Source organism: Haematomicrobium sanguinis DSM 21259 (genome assembly GCF_000688395.1).
In the GTDB taxonomy this organism is placed as follows: domain Bacteria; phylum Actinomycetota; class Actinomycetes; order Actinomycetales; family Micrococcaceae; genus Haematomicrobium; species Haematomicrobium sanguinis.
Genome location: NZ_JIAG01000005.1, coordinates 61293 through 77413, shown reverse-complemented (window position 1 = coordinate 77413; position 16121 = coordinate 61293). Strand labels below are relative to the sequence as shown.

The following is a 16121-nucleotide window of genomic DNA, read 5'->3' as shown; positions in this document are numbered from 1 at the left end:
GGCCACCGAATAGTCGGCGGCCACGTGGTAAGAATTTCTTTGGACCAGAGCGTTAGTGCTACCTCAATGAAGGGCCACCGAATAGTCGGCGGCCACCGATCACAGTAAAGAACATGCGCCCGCCCGGCGTGCGAACCTCAATGAAGGGCCACCGAATAGTCGGCGGCCACTTGACGGTTTGCGGTAGCCCGTTTTTGGTGAACGAACCTCAATGAAGGGCCACCGAATAGTCGGCGGCCACCCCGGTTTTTCCTTGTGTTTTCGGGGGTGTCTTTCGACTGACCTCAATGAAGGGCCACCGAATAGTCGGCGGCCACTTATCAGCCGAACCGTTGGCGGTGCCTTGTGTCTGGGTACCTCAATGAAGGGCCACCGAATAGTCGGCGGCCACGGTTATTTTCCACGGGGCTTACAGACTGGTTGACGCCACCTCAATGAAGGGCCACCGAATAGTCGGCGGCCACCATGTTGCGGGTGATCGAGTCCCGGACGTTCTGCGGACCTCAATGAAGGGCCACCGAATAGTCGGCGGCCACTGTCTCCAATATAGCCCAGTATTGGCGCTTGTGTTTGGGCTCGTTGCGAGAGGTCCTTCGGTGTTCGAAAGCGTTCGAATCGCCGCGCGGCCGGGAATCCACTTCGAGCCGTGAAAATTCGCGCCAAACAGGCGCGCGAGGGGTCCGCGGCTTTTTCTGCTCGACGAACCTCTCGCGGGCACATTCAGAGAACTATCGGGCCCTCTTCAATCTCTTTGGAGTTGCCAATGAACCTGAAGACATCACGTGTGATGCTTCCAACCAAACCGAGATTACAGATCAAAATTCGATCCTCGGAGAGCTTGATTCTGTTTTTGAGTTCGTCGTCGACACGCACAAGACGTGACGGCCGAACATCAATGATGAACACACTGTACTGAATTCTGTCGCCAAATGACTGCAGGTACGTGGCCACTTTTGAACGCCTTTTGTCGTCCTTGATGTCATATGCGATTAGATATCGGCGAGGCGATTCGCTCATCGAACTCTAATTCCTCGGTACTCGGACTGCGTTCCGTCCAAGAATCCGAGCACCTGCCTCGCCTGTATCTCTAACGCTCGTCGCCAGGTGACGCTATAACCGAAAATGGGATGGCGAAACTCAGTTTGCATCCGTCGCTCATAGCCGGACATCAGCGCTTTCCGAGCCTTGTCATTCATGCGCCAGGTTCCAAGCCTTCCGTCAAAATCGTTTGGATCGACTTCGCGATTGTTGATTACCGTTTGCACCACAGAATCACCTACAGGCGCACGGAACTCTTCCATGAGATCAAGCGCGAGAGCGGGCTTATTCCGCCCGCTACTGTGAAGGAACCCTGCATGTGGATCCAAGCCGCACGAAATGATGGCGCGCACGGCGTCTGAGGTCAACGCACCATAGACATAATTCAGTAGCGCATTAATGGGGTCTGTCGCGGGCCTTCCCGAGCGTCCACTCCACGCCCAGCGTTCCCTCTCACGCGGCTTCAAGAGCGTCGGCCAATTGGAAAAGTACAACGACGCGGCCTCACCCTCAAGACCAATAATGTCTTGCCATCGCTGGGCGCCGGTAACCAGCTTCTGGACTTCCCGAAGACGCACAACAACATCGCTTTCGACGCCCGCGCGGCGAAGTTGGGTGGCCTGGTTAGAAATCTTGGAGGCAATAAACTCACGCGCCAGACCGAGCCGACCTTCCTGCGAGGCTACATGTTGCCTGGCCCGCTGCAGACCATTAGGTCCATATGAAGACTGAGCCCAGCCATACATCCGGCCGGTTCCACTGGCCCAGACCACCGAAATATTGCGCCACAATAGCTCGCGAATGAGACCGCTCGAAAGATCAATATTCCCCTGGACCTGCAGTCCCTGAATCTTTTCCATCGGAATTTTAGCCAACGTTTCTTCACCCTTGGTGACGATCATCTGGCCTTGACGGGTTGACGCACGAGACCCCGGTGTACCGAGGTAAACAATCTGGTTGTCAGGATCGGAGACCACAATTCGCCGTTCCACCGACTGTAGCTTCCGCTCATCCGGAAGACACACGGTGGCGTGAGAGCACCGAGTGCACTTGGGGCTGTCCTCCAGCGGCTCGGGTGCCTCGGCAGAATCAACAACCTGGCGGGTCTGACCGACTGCCAGTTCGGCTTGCCGATAGTCATCGTCGTCTAGCTCAACAGGAACCGTCCGATGGTGACTTGTGAAAAAGACTTCTGTTCCGGCGACATCGTGGCCCATTTCCCGCAAACTGGCTGCCTGAAGTGCAAGCTGAACACGCATTGCGTCGGTGACCTCAGCGCGGCGCTTTACCGGGGTCGCTTTGTACTCGCGAACAATTAATCCATCCGGAGCCTCGACCAACGTGTCTGACCGACCGCTGACACCCCATCCTTTGTGCGCCAGATCTATAGCTTTGAACTCGCCAGCACGTTCCGTTTTTGGGTCGTCGGTTCCTCTATGTTGGGAGGTTCCGATCTGCATTTGGGCGGTATCGGTCTTTTCCCCAGCGGCCTCTAGCCAGGCGCGCCGCGGACAGAATTGCCAGTGCGCAACCAGACTAATCGGGATCGGCTCCCTGATGGGTACCTCAGAATCAGACGCCATGTCAGACCGCCCCCACCCCGACAAACCGACCCGGTTCGGCCCAAAACTCGGGTGCATTCGGGTTATCGCTGACGAACCGGCGGAAGTACATCAGTCCTCCCACGCCGTGCGCCCGAGCCCAAGTTTCGGCCGATTTCAGTTCCGCTTCGGTAAATCGTTGAGATTCCTTGCGCTGCTCACCAGCCGCCTCGCCTGCAACTCGCACAGTATCCCAGGCCAGGTCAGCAAGAGCGGCACTTCGCGCAACAGCCCGGTACCGGGCAAGTGACACCGGAGGCCCATCATCGGGCCCGAGGAAAACCGGAAGATAGAACCAGGCAGATTTGCCGGCCCGGAACGCTCCAGCAACCTTTGAGGCCCGAAACCCGTCTCCCGAAACCACCGGCCGCACCGGGAAATTCGAGATCCCCCACATCGCACACCACGCACGCGCATTATCCGTTCGGCTTGGTGCCCGCAGCCCGGTCGGCGTGCGGCTATCCCCGGCGTTCTTACCGACCTCGTCAAGAATCGACGTTCCAAGAAGACCAGCGAGAACCTCAGAAGCCGAACGACCCGCCACGGCACGTGCCAACAATGCCAACCGGTTTTGCACAAATTCCTCGCCACGGTTGCGTGTCTTCATTTCCCACAGGCTTGCCCCGGAATTGATCTGAGTCGACACTGCCGGATCCTCCGCCCAATAGGACGGCTCGCCCAGCGCAGAAATGAAACGCAAATCCAGCACATCGTCGGCCGAAACATCGTCAATCTCGGCCTCGCGGACATCGTGCCACGGCTGCCAGTCCTCGGCCGCGAGAGCGCCCACCCGCGGACTAAACGGTGAACGCGCAGCAGTGCCGAGTGCCGCCACAGCAGTCACCCAGGAATCCTCTGCTCGGGCCGTCGCATGCCGCAGCACCGCGTCCGCCATCTCCTCATCACTGAGGACATCCAGAGTCGTGACCGACACGCGCATCTGATCCAACCACTGAATACGCGATCGCGCACCCAATTCGTTCTCGATAATCGCCGCGAGCCCAAGTGCGGTGAACTGCACCAACGCATCGCGATAATCACCCTGAATAATCACCGTTACCGCCCCTCCGCCGAAATCTGCTGATCCGCCAGCCGCAGGAGCGCCTCCAAAAACGCGATGCCCCACAGCCCAAATTGCCGGTTGGTGCGCTCCATAAGTGCCTCCCATTCGCCTTCCTCAAAGAGCACGACGGCGGCGTCCCCCACTTGAGCGCGTTCGGCACCATTGATCCGGGGTGCTTCAGGCAAATAGTCTGCCCGTGGCATCAACCGCGCGACTCCATCGGCAAAGGACCATCGACCGTACCCGTGCGAGGTGCCCACAAGTCTGGTCACGGCGTCAGCATGGGCAGCATCGGCTTGAACGGTCCACGCTACCGCAGCGGAGAGCTGTTCGTGACGCCACGCGTTCAACCCGTTCAAACTCCGGAATTGTTGCTCTCGGGCGCGCGAGCGGAATCGGCTCTTGGCCAGATCTTTCCACTCGTCGCCTTGCTCGGTGCGCGACTTCCGTGCTTTCCAGTCAGCAACCGCGAGCATTGACTGGAACCGCGCGTCGCGTTTGCCTTCGTCATGCAACAGCCCCGCGCGGTACACCGTGTCCTGGACCCAGTCGGGCAACCCCAGACGCTCTGCAATCGACCGGGCACGCTCGGCGACGTCTCTTTGGTGATCGTCCAAGAGCACATACTCCTTGGGGCCACGTCGCGTAACCACCTCGCGTTCGGACTCATCAAGCACATCCGCATCAGGCTTGCGCACGATGAGAACCAACTCATCATTGTCCGTGAAAACGTCAACCGACGTCCCATCATCGGCGGTCCGTACGAACTCTTGCAACACCTCTCCTACACCGTTTGGTAACCCATCAACCCAGGTCATGAGCGCGTCCCAACCGTCGTAATCCTCGGCCCAACTCGCCGTCGCTTCGGGCTCAAAAGTCCGCGCCAACTCTTGCCATTCCTTGGTAGGAATCGCGAATGGGGCGAGCTCCGCCGTCGTACTCCTGTCTTTGTCACGCGGTTCGGCAAGTGAAGCGACCGCGGTGATAACCGCGGAAGTCCCGCGTGAACCTGAGGAAACGTCCGGTAGCGAGTCGCGCCCGCCCCAGAGCATTACCTTGTCCGCGAAGAGCGGCGCGTAGACGTCCACAACTACGGTGTCGCTCGGGCGCAGTGGTGTCACGCTGCGATCGTTCAGGCTGCCTGGACGGAGCACTTCGGTGTTGCCGTCGGCGTCGATGCGGAAGGCACGCACCGGGTGGTGCCCATCTGTCGTCTTAGCACTCAGCCACTCTTTGAGCACCGTGCGTGCCGTGCCGAGAGTAACCGGCATGACTTCCTCCGCCTCGATGGGCGCGGCCTGCAAATATTGAATTGCGAGGTGTTCTTGACGCGGCAATCGACGGATCGCCACCGCGATTTCCGGGGTGGAATCGAACCCGTCGCTCAGCCAGAGGTCCAGGTTTGCCGGCGCGCCGGTGACCGCACTGCTCGCGAAGGTTTGCTCGGAGGTGATGGACCAGAATTCGGCGTCCGCCCACTCCGGGCGTTGAAATGCACGACGGCGCGTGGTCGCCCCGAGCGCGTCAGTCGCCTTGGTCTGCTTGAGTGTTTCTAGTTCTTGGGTGATGCGCCACGGGCTGAAATCCGGGCTTTCGACGGTGATATCTGCCAGCCAGTCCCGGGTGCGTTCAAGATCCTGAGTGAAGTACACGCCGGTGCGTTCGTCGCGTTTGCTCAGCGGCGATACCAGGACGTGAATGGGTCCGGAGTTGCGGGCCCCCATGCGGTTGACACGGCCCGCTCGTTGAATGAGTGCGTTGGCGGGTGCGAGTTCGGTGATCAGAGCTTCGAGGTCGATGTCGACTCCGACTTCGAGGGTTTGCGTGGCCACGACAAAGCGAGCCGGTGTTCCCTCCGGTCCGCCAATACGGATGCTTCCGTCCTCACCAAGCACATACTGTTTGCGGTCAAAGGGACGCATGCGGCCAATAATGGTGGCGACGGTCGCTTCGCTGTCGCCGCCAAGTTCATTCTTGAGTGCGCGGGAAATCGCTACCGCTGTTTTCGGTGAGTTGACCATGATGCCCACGGGTCGCTCTGTGGTGCCCTCGGATTCAAGGTCTAACGCAAGATCGATGATGCGCTTGATGACCTTCTTGTCCTCGAGTTTGCCCTCGACCTCTTCCAGGCCGATCGATTTGGCGGCGTTCATGCGGTTGGCGAGCGCGGTGTCTTGTGCGAAGTCGCCCTCGTGGACCGTAATCGAGCCGGTGGTGCCGAGGGCAGATTGGCGTCTGGTAGGTGTCGCGGTGCTGGTGACAACCTGAAGTGGCAGGATCGGTAACCGTTCTTCGGCGTCGGCGTCGATTTCGGGCACTCGCCGTGCTGTGATCACCAACTGCTGGTTCATGTGCGCCTCATCGATGACGGCGACCGTGTCGAAGGCGAGTAGCGCCGCGGCAATGGGGCGTGCCGTGCGGGCAACGGCATAGCCGTTGAAGAGCAGTTGGCTCCCAAACATGTCCGGAGTCATGAAGTAGAGGGTTGTGGCGAGTGGGTCGATGCTCCATCGACCCACTCGCGAGACGTCGGAACCGCCGCCGCGAACATAGTCCAGATGGAGAAGTTCTCCTGGCGAAAGGGCCGTCCCCGGATTCTTTCCTGCTCGGGTAGCAAGCCCCTCCCAGACGGTGTCGAGAATCTGAGGGCGGGGTAGCTCTTTGTCTCGGGGCGCGCTTGGGTCCAGCTTGTGCAGCAAGCGGACGGAATAGTCGTACTGACTGTCCACGAGCGCGCGGCGCCCAACTACGAGTGCGATGCGTCGCGGGATCGGGTGTGGGAGAGAGTCAGCAATGGCGTTGAGGAAGATGTGGACGTCGATCACGCTCGTCTTGCCGGCGCCCGTCGGTGCTTCGATGAGTTCGGGCCATTGGCCCGAGTTGGCCACGGCGTCGAGCAAGCGCAATTGCCATTGATACGGTTCGCGTCCAGGATGTACCGCCGAGTAGAACTGCGTGAATTGGTCGGCGAGTTCGGAGGTTTTTATCATGCGCGCTCGCCGCCTTGGTGAACGTTGCTAGTCTCGCGACTGTAGAGGCCGTCCGCGAGATAGGACGGCCGATCGACCGGGTACAACATTCCCCCGCCAAGATGCCGTGACTGGCCGATCGCCGCGGCAGCGGTGCTGGGCAGCAAGCCATCTAGGGTGAACGAAGCGGTAAGGGCCGTCGCAAGATTGTCCTTGTGAATCTTGTGCACATAGTCCGCCATTGAATGAGGGTGGACGCGGCGAGCATTCTCAACCCGAACGTTCTCACCGAGCGCACCGTCGAGGACGCCCTGTGCAAGCGCGTCATAACTAATGTCACCGCGGAGCGACTCGGCCGCCCTGTCTCGCCACACGTACCCCAGGGCCAGGGCAAGCGCGTCGGTGGCGGTCCAGGGGCGCGAGCCATCCTTGCGTCGGCGGATGCGTGACTCTGCCACCATGACCGGCGTCGGTTCCCAGGTGCGCTGGAAACCGGGTGCTGGTGGCGTCCAAAACTCGCGAAGGTCAACGGCAACTGGTGCGCCTAGCCGCACCGAACCGAGGTGCCTTTGGTAAATCTCCTTTACGTGCTGCGTCGCGTCCGCCACCTGGGCCACGCTTTCTGGGTCGTTGTCGGCGGCGTCACTCGGGACCATGAGAAGGAACCCTCCGTTTGGCATCGCTTCGGCCCACTCCGATTGCAGTGGGAGCCCCGGAGGAATGACTTGGATCGCGAGGCGATTGGCAGGCATAGGTAATAGGTGGGGTTGGTTCTGGTCGCTCGGGCTCCGGTCCGTTGACTCGCCGAGCCGCACGCTCGAGTACTTTCCCGTGACGAGAGGCGGTGCCCCGAACCCAATCCTCTTCACAAGTGCACGGTGAACTGCCACGCACCAGGCAACAAAGTCGCGCCCGCGCGGTTGCCAGGGGGACACGCCGTCGTTCCTCTTTGACACCACGGGAAGGAGGTATCCGGCGTCCCAGGGAACTGCAATTTTGTTCAGGCTTGGCGCGTCATAGGTGACGCGCGCGATGTGCTCGCGGGTATATGCCGCAAGGTTCTCGCTCTCGTTGCTGCCTGGCTGGTCGGACTTTTCTGTCGGGGTCTTTGCCGGGTGAAGCGCAGAGTGGTGCCCCTGGAGGTCCTCGAGGCGGCCAGGTACCGGCACCTCGAAGGTGGGGCGGTCACCCTTACCGACGGGCAGCCCGTCGAGGCGAGGCATGGCATGGTCCGGAAGCGTGTCCTCAGTAGTGGTGTTGAGGCGAACGGGCGAAGAGACCTCGCCGAGGTAGGGGGTCTCAAAGCAGAGTTCGTCCAGGGTTTCCGCCGTTTCGGGGTCGGGTGCGGCGGTCCACCACCATTGGACTGGACCGTTGAGCGCGCTGAGGCGACTCGCGAGTTCGGGGTTCTTCTTGGACGGGTTGGTGCTGCGTTTATCCGCCTTGATGAGGCTCTTCTCGCGGTAGGCGTTGCGCGGATTCCGCTCCCAGCTCGGTTGGCTTTGCGGAAGCACGACGGCGTCAGGCGGGTTCTCCTCGAGCCACCGGAGGGCCTGGGCTACTGGGGCGGGGAGATCCTCGGTTTCGGTTTGCCCGTAGGCAGCGGCGGTCAGCGCGGCGTGCAGGCGGAGCGGCGTCGGGTAGCGTTCTGGGACGCCTTCGGCGTTGCGGCCCTGGTAGTAGCCGAGCCGGAAGTCGGCAGAGATGGCGAACGGCATGCTATTCGGCCTGATCTTCCTGGTCGCTGGCGTTGGCCGTGATCGCTGGGTTGCCCTGGACGGTGAAAACCTGGCCGTTCCACTCGATGTCTGCCTTGTCCTTGGCCTGGTTGTAGGCGTCCTGGAGGAGCTGGTCGGCGTCTTCGATGGTGAGTGGCTTGATGGTTGCGCTGTTGCCGTGGCGGAGGTCCAAGGTGATTTGTGGTTCTTCGGTTTCGACAAGGTGGCAGTTGGCGCGGATGTTCAGTTCGCTGTCATTGCGGACCATGGCGTTGATGGCGAGAGCGGCGAGGAGGGCGCGGATGGCGGCGTCCCCGTCGGGGCCGGTGCCGAAGCGGAGGCGGCGGAGCGTGGAGAAGCTGAGGACGTAGGTGCGGATGATGTCGCTGGTGGCTATACCGTCGAGGGCTTCACTGCTGGGTGGGATTGCGCCGAGACCGAGTTCGGCGCCAGAAACGTTCTTGTCGTCGGTGCGCTTGCCGGTGAGTTTTTTGTACTGTTTTTCCGAGATTTCAGCCTTTTGAGTCTCAGCGATTTCGCGGGCGGCTTCCGGTTTGACTTGGATTTTCGCGCCAACGGGGTCGATACGCGCGCCGGAGCGCTTGGTTGGTGCTGCCTCGTCTTGCCGGTCGCCGATGACGCCAATAATTTCGCCGACAATGGCCGAGGGGAAACGCACTTGGTTGGATTTGCGGGTGGAGTCCCAACTGCCGAAAAGGATGCTGATGGGGCTGAGGTCCAACAGAGCTTTCGCGTTGCCTGGGGTGGCGTTGCGGGCATTGCGGTACTGCTCGGTTGCAGTGACGGGCTGGCCGTCTTTGGTGGCCAGGCGTAGGTGGGCATCGAATAGGCGGTGCGGTAGGTCCGTGTCGGTCAGGGTGATGGCTTCTTGGCCGTCGGCGCCGGGGTATTCCACGGCAACCCGGGGGAGCTTCTCGAGGAGTTCGTGACCGTCATGGATGGCAAGGTTGAGGGCGTCTTCCATGCGATTGGCAACGGACGTGCGGGCGTCTATTAGGACGGTGCGCTTGAGCTCACCGTTGAGGTAGCGGTCCTCGTAAAGATACACGGAGCCGTCTTGGCCGCGCGCCGTGTATTTCGCGGGTGCGACGAGCGACTGCTCGCCGCCGGCTGGGGCGAGGTGAGTGGTGGCGGTGAGAGCGCTCGGGCCGCCGGGGCGCGAGGCTTGGTTCAGGAGATCGAGGGTGAGGGTTTCTTGGGTTGGCATTTTGGTGGTCCTTGTCGGTGGTTGCGGCTATGTTAGGACTATGCTGGCGCCAAGCGGGAGTGAAGTCAAGAGATTTCTCCAGAAAAGCCGAATATGCTCTAGGATGACAAAAAACCTTAGTTACTAGGATTCGGCCGACCTCGAGTTAGAATCTTGTTGTGCGGTGGGCCCGTCAGGCTTTCGTTCAGGCCTAAGATGTTTAGTCATGCTATAGGGATGGTTAATGAGTGCCCAGCTTTGTTGGGTGCCTTTCACTACTACCTGAAGGGGCCCACCGCCAAAGATGCGTTTGCACTGCTACCCTCAAATCATGCAAGTCAGCCAAGCAACGGCGACTCTTCGAGCCTTCACTGAAGAGCGTGATTGGTCGCAGTTTCACAGTCCGGAGAATCTCGCGAAGAGCATCAGTATCGAGGCTGGTGAACTGCTCGAGTGCTTCCAGTGGGACGAGAGTGATCTCGACAGTGCGAAGGAAGAGCTCGCCGACGTGCTGACATATTGCTATCTCCTTGCAGACCGGCTGGGATCCGATCCTGAAACTCTGGTCCTTGAGAAACTGGAACACACTCGCCAGAAATACCCAATAGAAAAGTCCAAGGGCCGGAGCGTCAAATATGACCGGCTTTAGGTTAGAGAGGTTTCCATTCACAAAGGATGAAGTCGTCGTTTGGGGTGCCACCAATGCGAAACACCGCAATTGGCCCGTCGTCTATGTGATGAACAACGGTGAAAGCGTCTACGTGGGCGAGTCACTCAACGCGGAGGTCCGGATGCGTCAGCATCTGGAAACTGCCGAAAAGAAGGACCTAGAGTGGGTCCGTGTAGTTCTCGGCGATAAGTTTAATAAATCCGCTTGTCTGGATCTTGAGTCCTACTTAATAAGCATGTTTGCCGGCGACGGCAAATTCCAAGTGCTCAACCGGAACGAAGGCATCGTTGACGCAGACTACTTCGACCGTGCGGCTTACCGGCAGACTTTCAAAGAGGTATTCGAGTACCTCCGCCTCAATGAAGACCTTTTCACGCGCTCCATCCCAGAAATTATCAACAGTGATCTCTTCAAGCTCTCGCCGTTTAAAGCGCTCAACATGGATCAAGCAGCCGCAGTTGAAGACATCCTTGAGGGACTATTCAGGAACTTGGAGCTAGAGGCCAATAGTCTTTCAATCGTGCAAGGCAACCCTGGCACTGGCAAAACGATCGTTGCAATTTATCTCATCAAACTCCTAGAGGACATCAGGGATTACGACCAACAGGAACCTCTAGACAGTGACTCCATATTCACCGACTTCTTTACGCCAGGTCACCCAAAGCTTTTGGAAAACCGGAAGATTGGTTTTGTCATCCCGCAGCAGTCACTCCGGCTGTCCGTCAAACGGGTTTTCAAGCGGACGCCGGGACTCAAAGAGGAGATGGTTCTGTCTCCGTTTGACGTTGGCGAGCGCACTGAAAGGTTTGACATCCTCATCGTCGACGAGGCCCATCGTCTCGGCCAAGTGGCGAATCAGTCCTCAGCTGGCATGAACCAGAAATTCTCCGAAATCTCGAGAAAACTCTTCCCTGAAGCTTCTGAAGCGGACCGTCTTGAACTCACCCAGCTAGATTGGATTACGCAACAGAGCAGGCACGTGATCCTCATGCTGGACACGGGACAAAGTGTTCGGCCGGCTGATCTTCCAGATGAGGTTACTTCTTCAATCCTTGCGGGAGCTACGGAAAGCGGTGCTATCTACCCGCTACGTACCCAAATGCGAGTAAAAGCCGAACAAGACTACGTTGGCTACGTTCGGGACGTGCTGGCTGGCAAGCCGACGAGAGCTCCTGAACATTTCCCGGGGTACGACCTACGGTTCTTCGACAACCTTTCCGCGATGCAAGGCGAGATTCTCGCGCGAAACCAAGAACACGGACTCGCTCGACTCGTCGCAGGTTACGCCTGGCCCTGGAAATCAAAGAAGGACAAGCAAGCATTCGACATTGAGTTGGATGGTCTGCAACTTCGATGGAACTCAACCGATAAGGACTGGATCAACGCCAAAGGTTCAGAATATGAAGTAGGTTCGATCCATACTGTACAGGGCTACGACCTCAACTACGCTGGCGTCATCATCGGCAATGATCTCAAGTACGACACCTCCACCCAGTCAACGCGTTTCGACCGGGCTTCCTACTTCGACACGAAGGGCAAGGAGAACAACAAAAAACGTGGCATCAACTACACAGATGAGCAGTTGCTGAGTTACGTCCAGAACATCTACGCAGTCCTACTAACTCGCGGGATTTTAGGCACATATGTTTTCGTCGCGGATGCAGACCTGCGTAGCTACCTACGAAATTACTTCGGACAGTAAACATGTAGGCCTGACGTCATTCCGCGATGTCGGGCCTAATCACAGCGTGGAATTCGATTCAAGTCCTAAGGGGACTGTTGCCGCGGTGACCGGTATGCTGCATATTGATGGAACACTCAGAAATGCCTCCAGCCGATACCTTAGCGTTCGAAACCAAGGTGACACGACGAATAGACGTGGTTGGAGCCGTGTTAGTGAGAGACGGAAAAATTCTAGCGGCCCAACGTGGTAGCAACTCTTCTTTGGGTGGCTTGTGGGAATTTCCGGGCGGCAAGATTGAATCTGGTGAGTCGTCTAAGGAGGCGCTAGCTCGGGAGCTTCAAGAAGAGTTGAACTGTGTAGCAGAGATTGGCGAGCGCCTTGAAACCACAGAACACGACTATGAGTTTGGAACGGTTGTACTAACCACTTACTTCTGTACCTTGGTCTCCGGAGAGCCAGAACTTACGGAGCATCAAGATATCAAGTGGCTAACCCCATCAGAGTTGCTCCAGGTTGAATGGGCGCCGGCAGACATTCCAGCCGTCGATAAACTTATCGACACGTCTTTATGACTTCTGGACTCGAAAAGCTCATCCAAGCGGACACAAAGTTCGGGTTCTTGGATGGTTCAACCCACGCTGAACAGGTCTACCACCCAGTTCTCATCTCTAACGAAGATGAAAATACGATGCTTTGGGCGATTCGCCACGAACTCCGTCGCTCAAACACGTTCATCTTCTCAGTCGCCTTCATAACTCCTGACGCGCTTGCCCTTCTAAAGCAAGCTCTACTGGACTATTCGGGAACAGGAACTATCGTTACCTCCACGTATCTGGACTTCAATTCTCCGGATATGTTCCAGGAGCTTTTGGAATTAAAAAATGTAACGGTTTGGGTTCATGAAGATCCAAACCGCGGGTTCCATCCCAAGGGCTATCTATTCCATCAATCCGCGTCCACCACCGCGATCGTGGGTAGTTCCAATCTGACTTCCAAGGCGTTACTGCGCAATCAGGAATGGAACTTGAGGTTCTCCGCACTGCCAGGTGGCGATATTGTTACTCAAATAAAGCGTGCAATACAGAAGCAAATTGAAAAATCCAACTCCCTTACTCCTAACTGGATAGATGCATACCGTCTTCATTATCAAACAAATGCCCGCCTCATGGGCAGTCGGCGTGCATTCTCCACGGGCATCTCAGGACTAGATGATGTATCGCCACTTGAGACAATTACAGATGAACTGTCGGAAAGACATTTTATTGCTCCAAACCAAATGCAAGCTGATGCTTTGGAGGAAATACAAAAGGTTCGCGATCAGGGAGAACGTCGGGCCGTGGTCATCTCGGCAACCGGCACGGGAAAAACGATACTCTCCGCACTTGATGTCCGGAAGGCAGATCTTGGGAAGCTTCTGTTCGTCGTCCATCGAGAGCAGATATTAGATAAAGCGATCGTGGCCTACAAAGACGTTTTGAATGCGCCATTGGATCATTTCGGCAAATTTGTCGGCGCGACTCGAGAGATCGACAAGAAGTACGTATTTGCCACTGTGCAGACACTTACGCAGACCGGCACGCTTGAAGGGATCGATCCGGCTACTTTTGATTACATAATTATCGATGAGGTGCACCGTTCGGGCGCTGAGTCGTATCGCAGACTGATGGACCACTTCGAGCCGAAGTTTATGTTGGGCTTGACGGCCACTCCTGAACGCACGGATGGGTTCAACATCTACGAGCTTTTCGACTACAACGTTCCTTACGAAATTCGGCTTCAAGCAGCACTAGAAGCCGAGATGTTGGTGCCATTCCATTACTTCGGCGTGACAGACTACGTCGACGCACACGGGGAAACGGTCGGGGAGACCGCTGATCTGGCCCGCCTATCGAGCGGGGGCCGAATTGATCATATAATTAGTGCTATTCAAAAGTATGGTCAACCGGGGAAGGTCAAGGGGCTGATCTTCTGTAGCCGAAATGATGAAGCCGCGGAACTTTCGCACCTGCTTAATGAAAGGGTCGTTCACGGCAATCAGTTGCGAACAAAAAACCTTAACGGCGGTGACTCGATTGAGGTGCGCGAGTCGGTTGTAGCGGAGTTAGAACGCGGTGAGCTTGACTATATTCTCACAGTTGACATCTTTAATGAAGGCATCGATGTTCCGTCAATCAATCAGATTGTCATGCTACGTCAAACGCAATCGAGCATAATCTTCACGCAACAATTGGGCCGTGGTCTGCGAAGGGCGCGTGGCAAGGATCATCTTAGGGTGATAGATTTTATCGGTAATTACGCAAATAATTATCTGATCCCAATAGCATTATTGGGAGATAGCTCCCTCAGTAGAGACGTTATCCGTCAAAAACTGATCAAAGTTGACGACACAGGTGCCATCGCTGGTCTTTCGAGTGTCAACTTTGATCAGATTTCGCGCGAGCGCGTGTTGAAATCTTTGGCTAGCGTTAAGCTTGACAGCCTAAAGAATCTTAAGGCGGCATTCACAGATCTAAGAAACCGTCTCAACCGACCGCCTACACTATTGGACTTCGCCCGGTTCGATACGGTAGATCCAGTCGTGATGGCCACAGCTAAGGATAACTATTGGTCACTTACGGTTGCATTCAAATCTGAGAACGATTTGCCCGGGACAATCGAGTCGGGGTTACTGACGATGCTTTCTTCGGAGCTATTGAATGGCAAGCGCCCGCATGAATTGCTCTTGCTTCGCTATTTAATTGATAACGGATCGATCGGATCGGCAGAAATAATTGAATTGTTCAAGAAATTTGGGTGTAATTATGACGCAGCAACAGTGGCGTCGGCTGAGAGACTGCTAACCCTCGAGTTCTTTACTAGCGCTGAGCGCAAAAAGTTTGGCGATCGTCCGTGGGCGGTTCGAGAGGGACCCCAGCTCAAACTCAATCCTCGAGTGTCGGATTTGTATCGCGAATCTCAGTTGTTTCGAGATCACGTTGACGATGTTGTTGAAACTGGGTTGCATCTGGCCCGACATCGCGGAAGCTGGAGCGGTGAGCTAAGGCTGGGCGATCGGTACTCGCGAAAAGACGTGTGTCGCATGCTCAATTGGCAAACAAACCAATACAGCACGATCTATGGATACAAGGTTGACCTCGTCTCGCAAACGTGTCCTATTTTTGTGACGTATCACAAGGGCGAAGATGTTTCCGAAAGCACTAAGTATCCGGATGAGCTTTTGGACACATCTACAATGCAGTGGTACACGCGCACACCTAGAGTGCTGGCGAGCGATGAAATACAGCCCATCGCGAACAATTCGGTAAAGATTCATCTTTTTGCGAAGAAGGATGACGCCGAGGGCGTTGAGTTCAACTATCTCGGAAGGGCGCGGTCGAGGAATCCTGAACAAACCACCATGAGAAAGCAAGGAAGCGAGGTCAACGTTGTGACCATGAAGCTTGACTTGGCGAGCCCTATGGAAGAAAGCCTATTTCATTACTTGGTCTCGGAAGCAGCCCAGTCTCAAACTACTGTGTAGACAATCCGCTGGCAGCACTCCTCTGAGGTTGTCCGTATTTCCCAGACACTGATCAGGCGAGGCTGTGTTTTCGCGGGTCTGTCGGGGGAGGATGTCTATGATGAGCACGAAGAGTAGGAATACGTATACGCCGGAGTCGGGGGGCGGCCGGCCCGTCTGCTAGAGGGCAGCGGGCAGCGGAACTTTCGGCCCAGATCCTTACGTTTTAGCCGCATCCGGTGGTACGTATGGGGCGCCGAGGATCCGCGCGGACATGCAGGTCGCGGGCGTCGTGGTGTCGCAGAAGGCGGCCGCGAAGCTGATGCGTGGTCAGGAGGGGATCGCGGGGATCATCCTCCGTAGCTGGCATCCGGCGACCACGGTGCCTGGGGACGATCCGTTCCCCGTGGCGGACTTTGTGTAACGCAAGTCCGTGTGTGTTGTCTTGTTGCGGTGGGTCGTTATGGCGGGATTTTCCGGCCAGTGTGGTGGATGGTTTCCAGCCATGTTGGCGTGAGAATCCGCCCAGTTATTGCCGTGCTTGGTTCAAGTGTGGTTTTGCTGGCGCCGCGGCGTCTATGCCTGGATCGTCGGGTGGTGCAACGCTCGCCGTCGCCATGGGAGCATTGGCTACCACAGCCCGCTAGAATACGAACGCTGCCAGCTCGCGCA

The 16121-nt window shown here is 57.1% G+C and carries 10 protein-coding genes, 1 pseudogene and 1 CRISPR repeat array (1 of these 12 only partly in view); of the genes and pseudogenes, 5 read left to right on the top strand and 6 right to left on the bottom strand.

Translation table 11 applies throughout. The features are described from left to right. Positions 1-536: a CRISPR direct-repeat array (repeat unit 36 nt; unit sequence ACCTCAATGAAGGGCCACCGAATAGTCGGCGGCCAC) (it extends 674 nt beyond the left edge of the window). 184 nt (positions 537-720) lie between these two features. Genes cas2 through cas7g form a run of 6 tightly spaced genes read right to left on the bottom strand, consistent with a single transcriptional unit; the run spans position 721 to position 9617 of the window. Further along, entirely contained in the window at positions 721-1017 is a 297-nt protein-coding gene (cas2, locus tag O148_RS18230; RefSeq protein ID WP_026530161.1) for a CRISPR-associated endonuclease Cas2, read from the bottom strand. Next, positions 1014-2621 (bottom strand): CRISPR-associated endonuclease Cas4/Cas1, encoded by a 1608-nt coding sequence (locus O148_RS0105815; RefSeq protein ID WP_035745121.1) that lies wholly within the window; start codon positions 2619-2621, stop codon positions 1014-1016. Before O148_RS0105815 ends, cas2 begins: the two co-directional genes overlap by 4 nt. 1 nt (position 2622) lies before the next feature. Continuing rightward, a complete protein-coding gene (locus tag O148_RS17010) occupies positions 2623-3693 on the bottom strand; it encodes a hypothetical protein (RefSeq protein ID WP_051619898.1) in 1071 nt (356 codons plus the stop codon). Positions 3694-3695: 2 nt separating this feature from the next. Then, positions 3696-6692, bottom strand: coding sequence for a type I-G CRISPR-associated helicase/endonuclease Cas3g (cas3g, locus tag O148_RS0105805; protein ID WP_026530159.1), 2997 nt, complete (start codon positions 6690-6692; stop codon positions 3696-3698). Next, positions 6689-8389, bottom strand: coding sequence for a type I-G CRISPR-associated protein Csb2 (gene csb2 / locus O148_RS0105800; protein ID WP_026530158.1), 1701 nt, complete (start codon positions 8387-8389; stop codon positions 6689-6691). The genes cas3g and csb2 overlap by 4 nt, the downstream gene beginning before the upstream one ends. Before the next feature lies 1 nt (position 8390). Beyond that, positions 8391-9617, bottom strand: coding sequence for a type I-G CRISPR-associated RAMP protein Csb1/Cas7g (cas7g, locus tag O148_RS0105795; protein ID WP_035745118.1), 1227 nt, complete (start codon positions 9615-9617; stop codon positions 8391-8393). A gap of 310 nt (positions 9618-9927) precedes the next feature. Here cas7g and O148_RS0105790 point away from each other — a divergent pair, with 310 nt between their 5' ends. From O148_RS0105790 to O148_RS17745, 5 genes and pseudogenes are all read left to right on the top strand, one after another. Beyond that, entirely contained in the window at positions 9928-10245 is a 318-nt protein-coding gene (locus O148_RS0105790; protein WP_026530156.1) for a nucleotide pyrophosphohydrolase, read from the top strand. Beyond that, positions 10232-11968, top strand: a complete 1737-nt coding sequence (locus tag O148_RS0105785; RefSeq protein WP_026530155.1) for a DUF2075 domain-containing protein — start codon at positions 10232-10234, stop codon at positions 11966-11968. Before O148_RS0105790 ends, O148_RS0105785 begins: the two co-directional genes overlap by 14 nt. Before the next feature lie 107 nt (positions 11969-12075). After that, positions 12076-12522 (top strand): (deoxy)nucleoside triphosphate pyrophosphohydrolase, encoded by a 447-nt coding sequence (locus O148_RS0105780; RefSeq protein WP_338035373.1) that lies wholly within the window; start codon positions 12076-12078, stop codon positions 12520-12522. Further along, a complete protein-coding gene (locus O148_RS0105775; RefSeq protein ID WP_026530153.1) occupies positions 12519-15470 on the top strand; it encodes a DUF3427 domain-containing protein in 2952 nt (983 codons plus the stop codon). The genes O148_RS0105780 and O148_RS0105775 overlap by 4 nt, the downstream gene beginning before the upstream one ends. Positions 15471-15690: 220 nt before the next feature. After that, positions 15691-15873, top strand: a pseudogene (locus O148_RS17745) (IS3 family transposase); the annotation flags it as partial. Between the last annotated feature and the right edge of the window lie 248 nt (positions 15874-16121).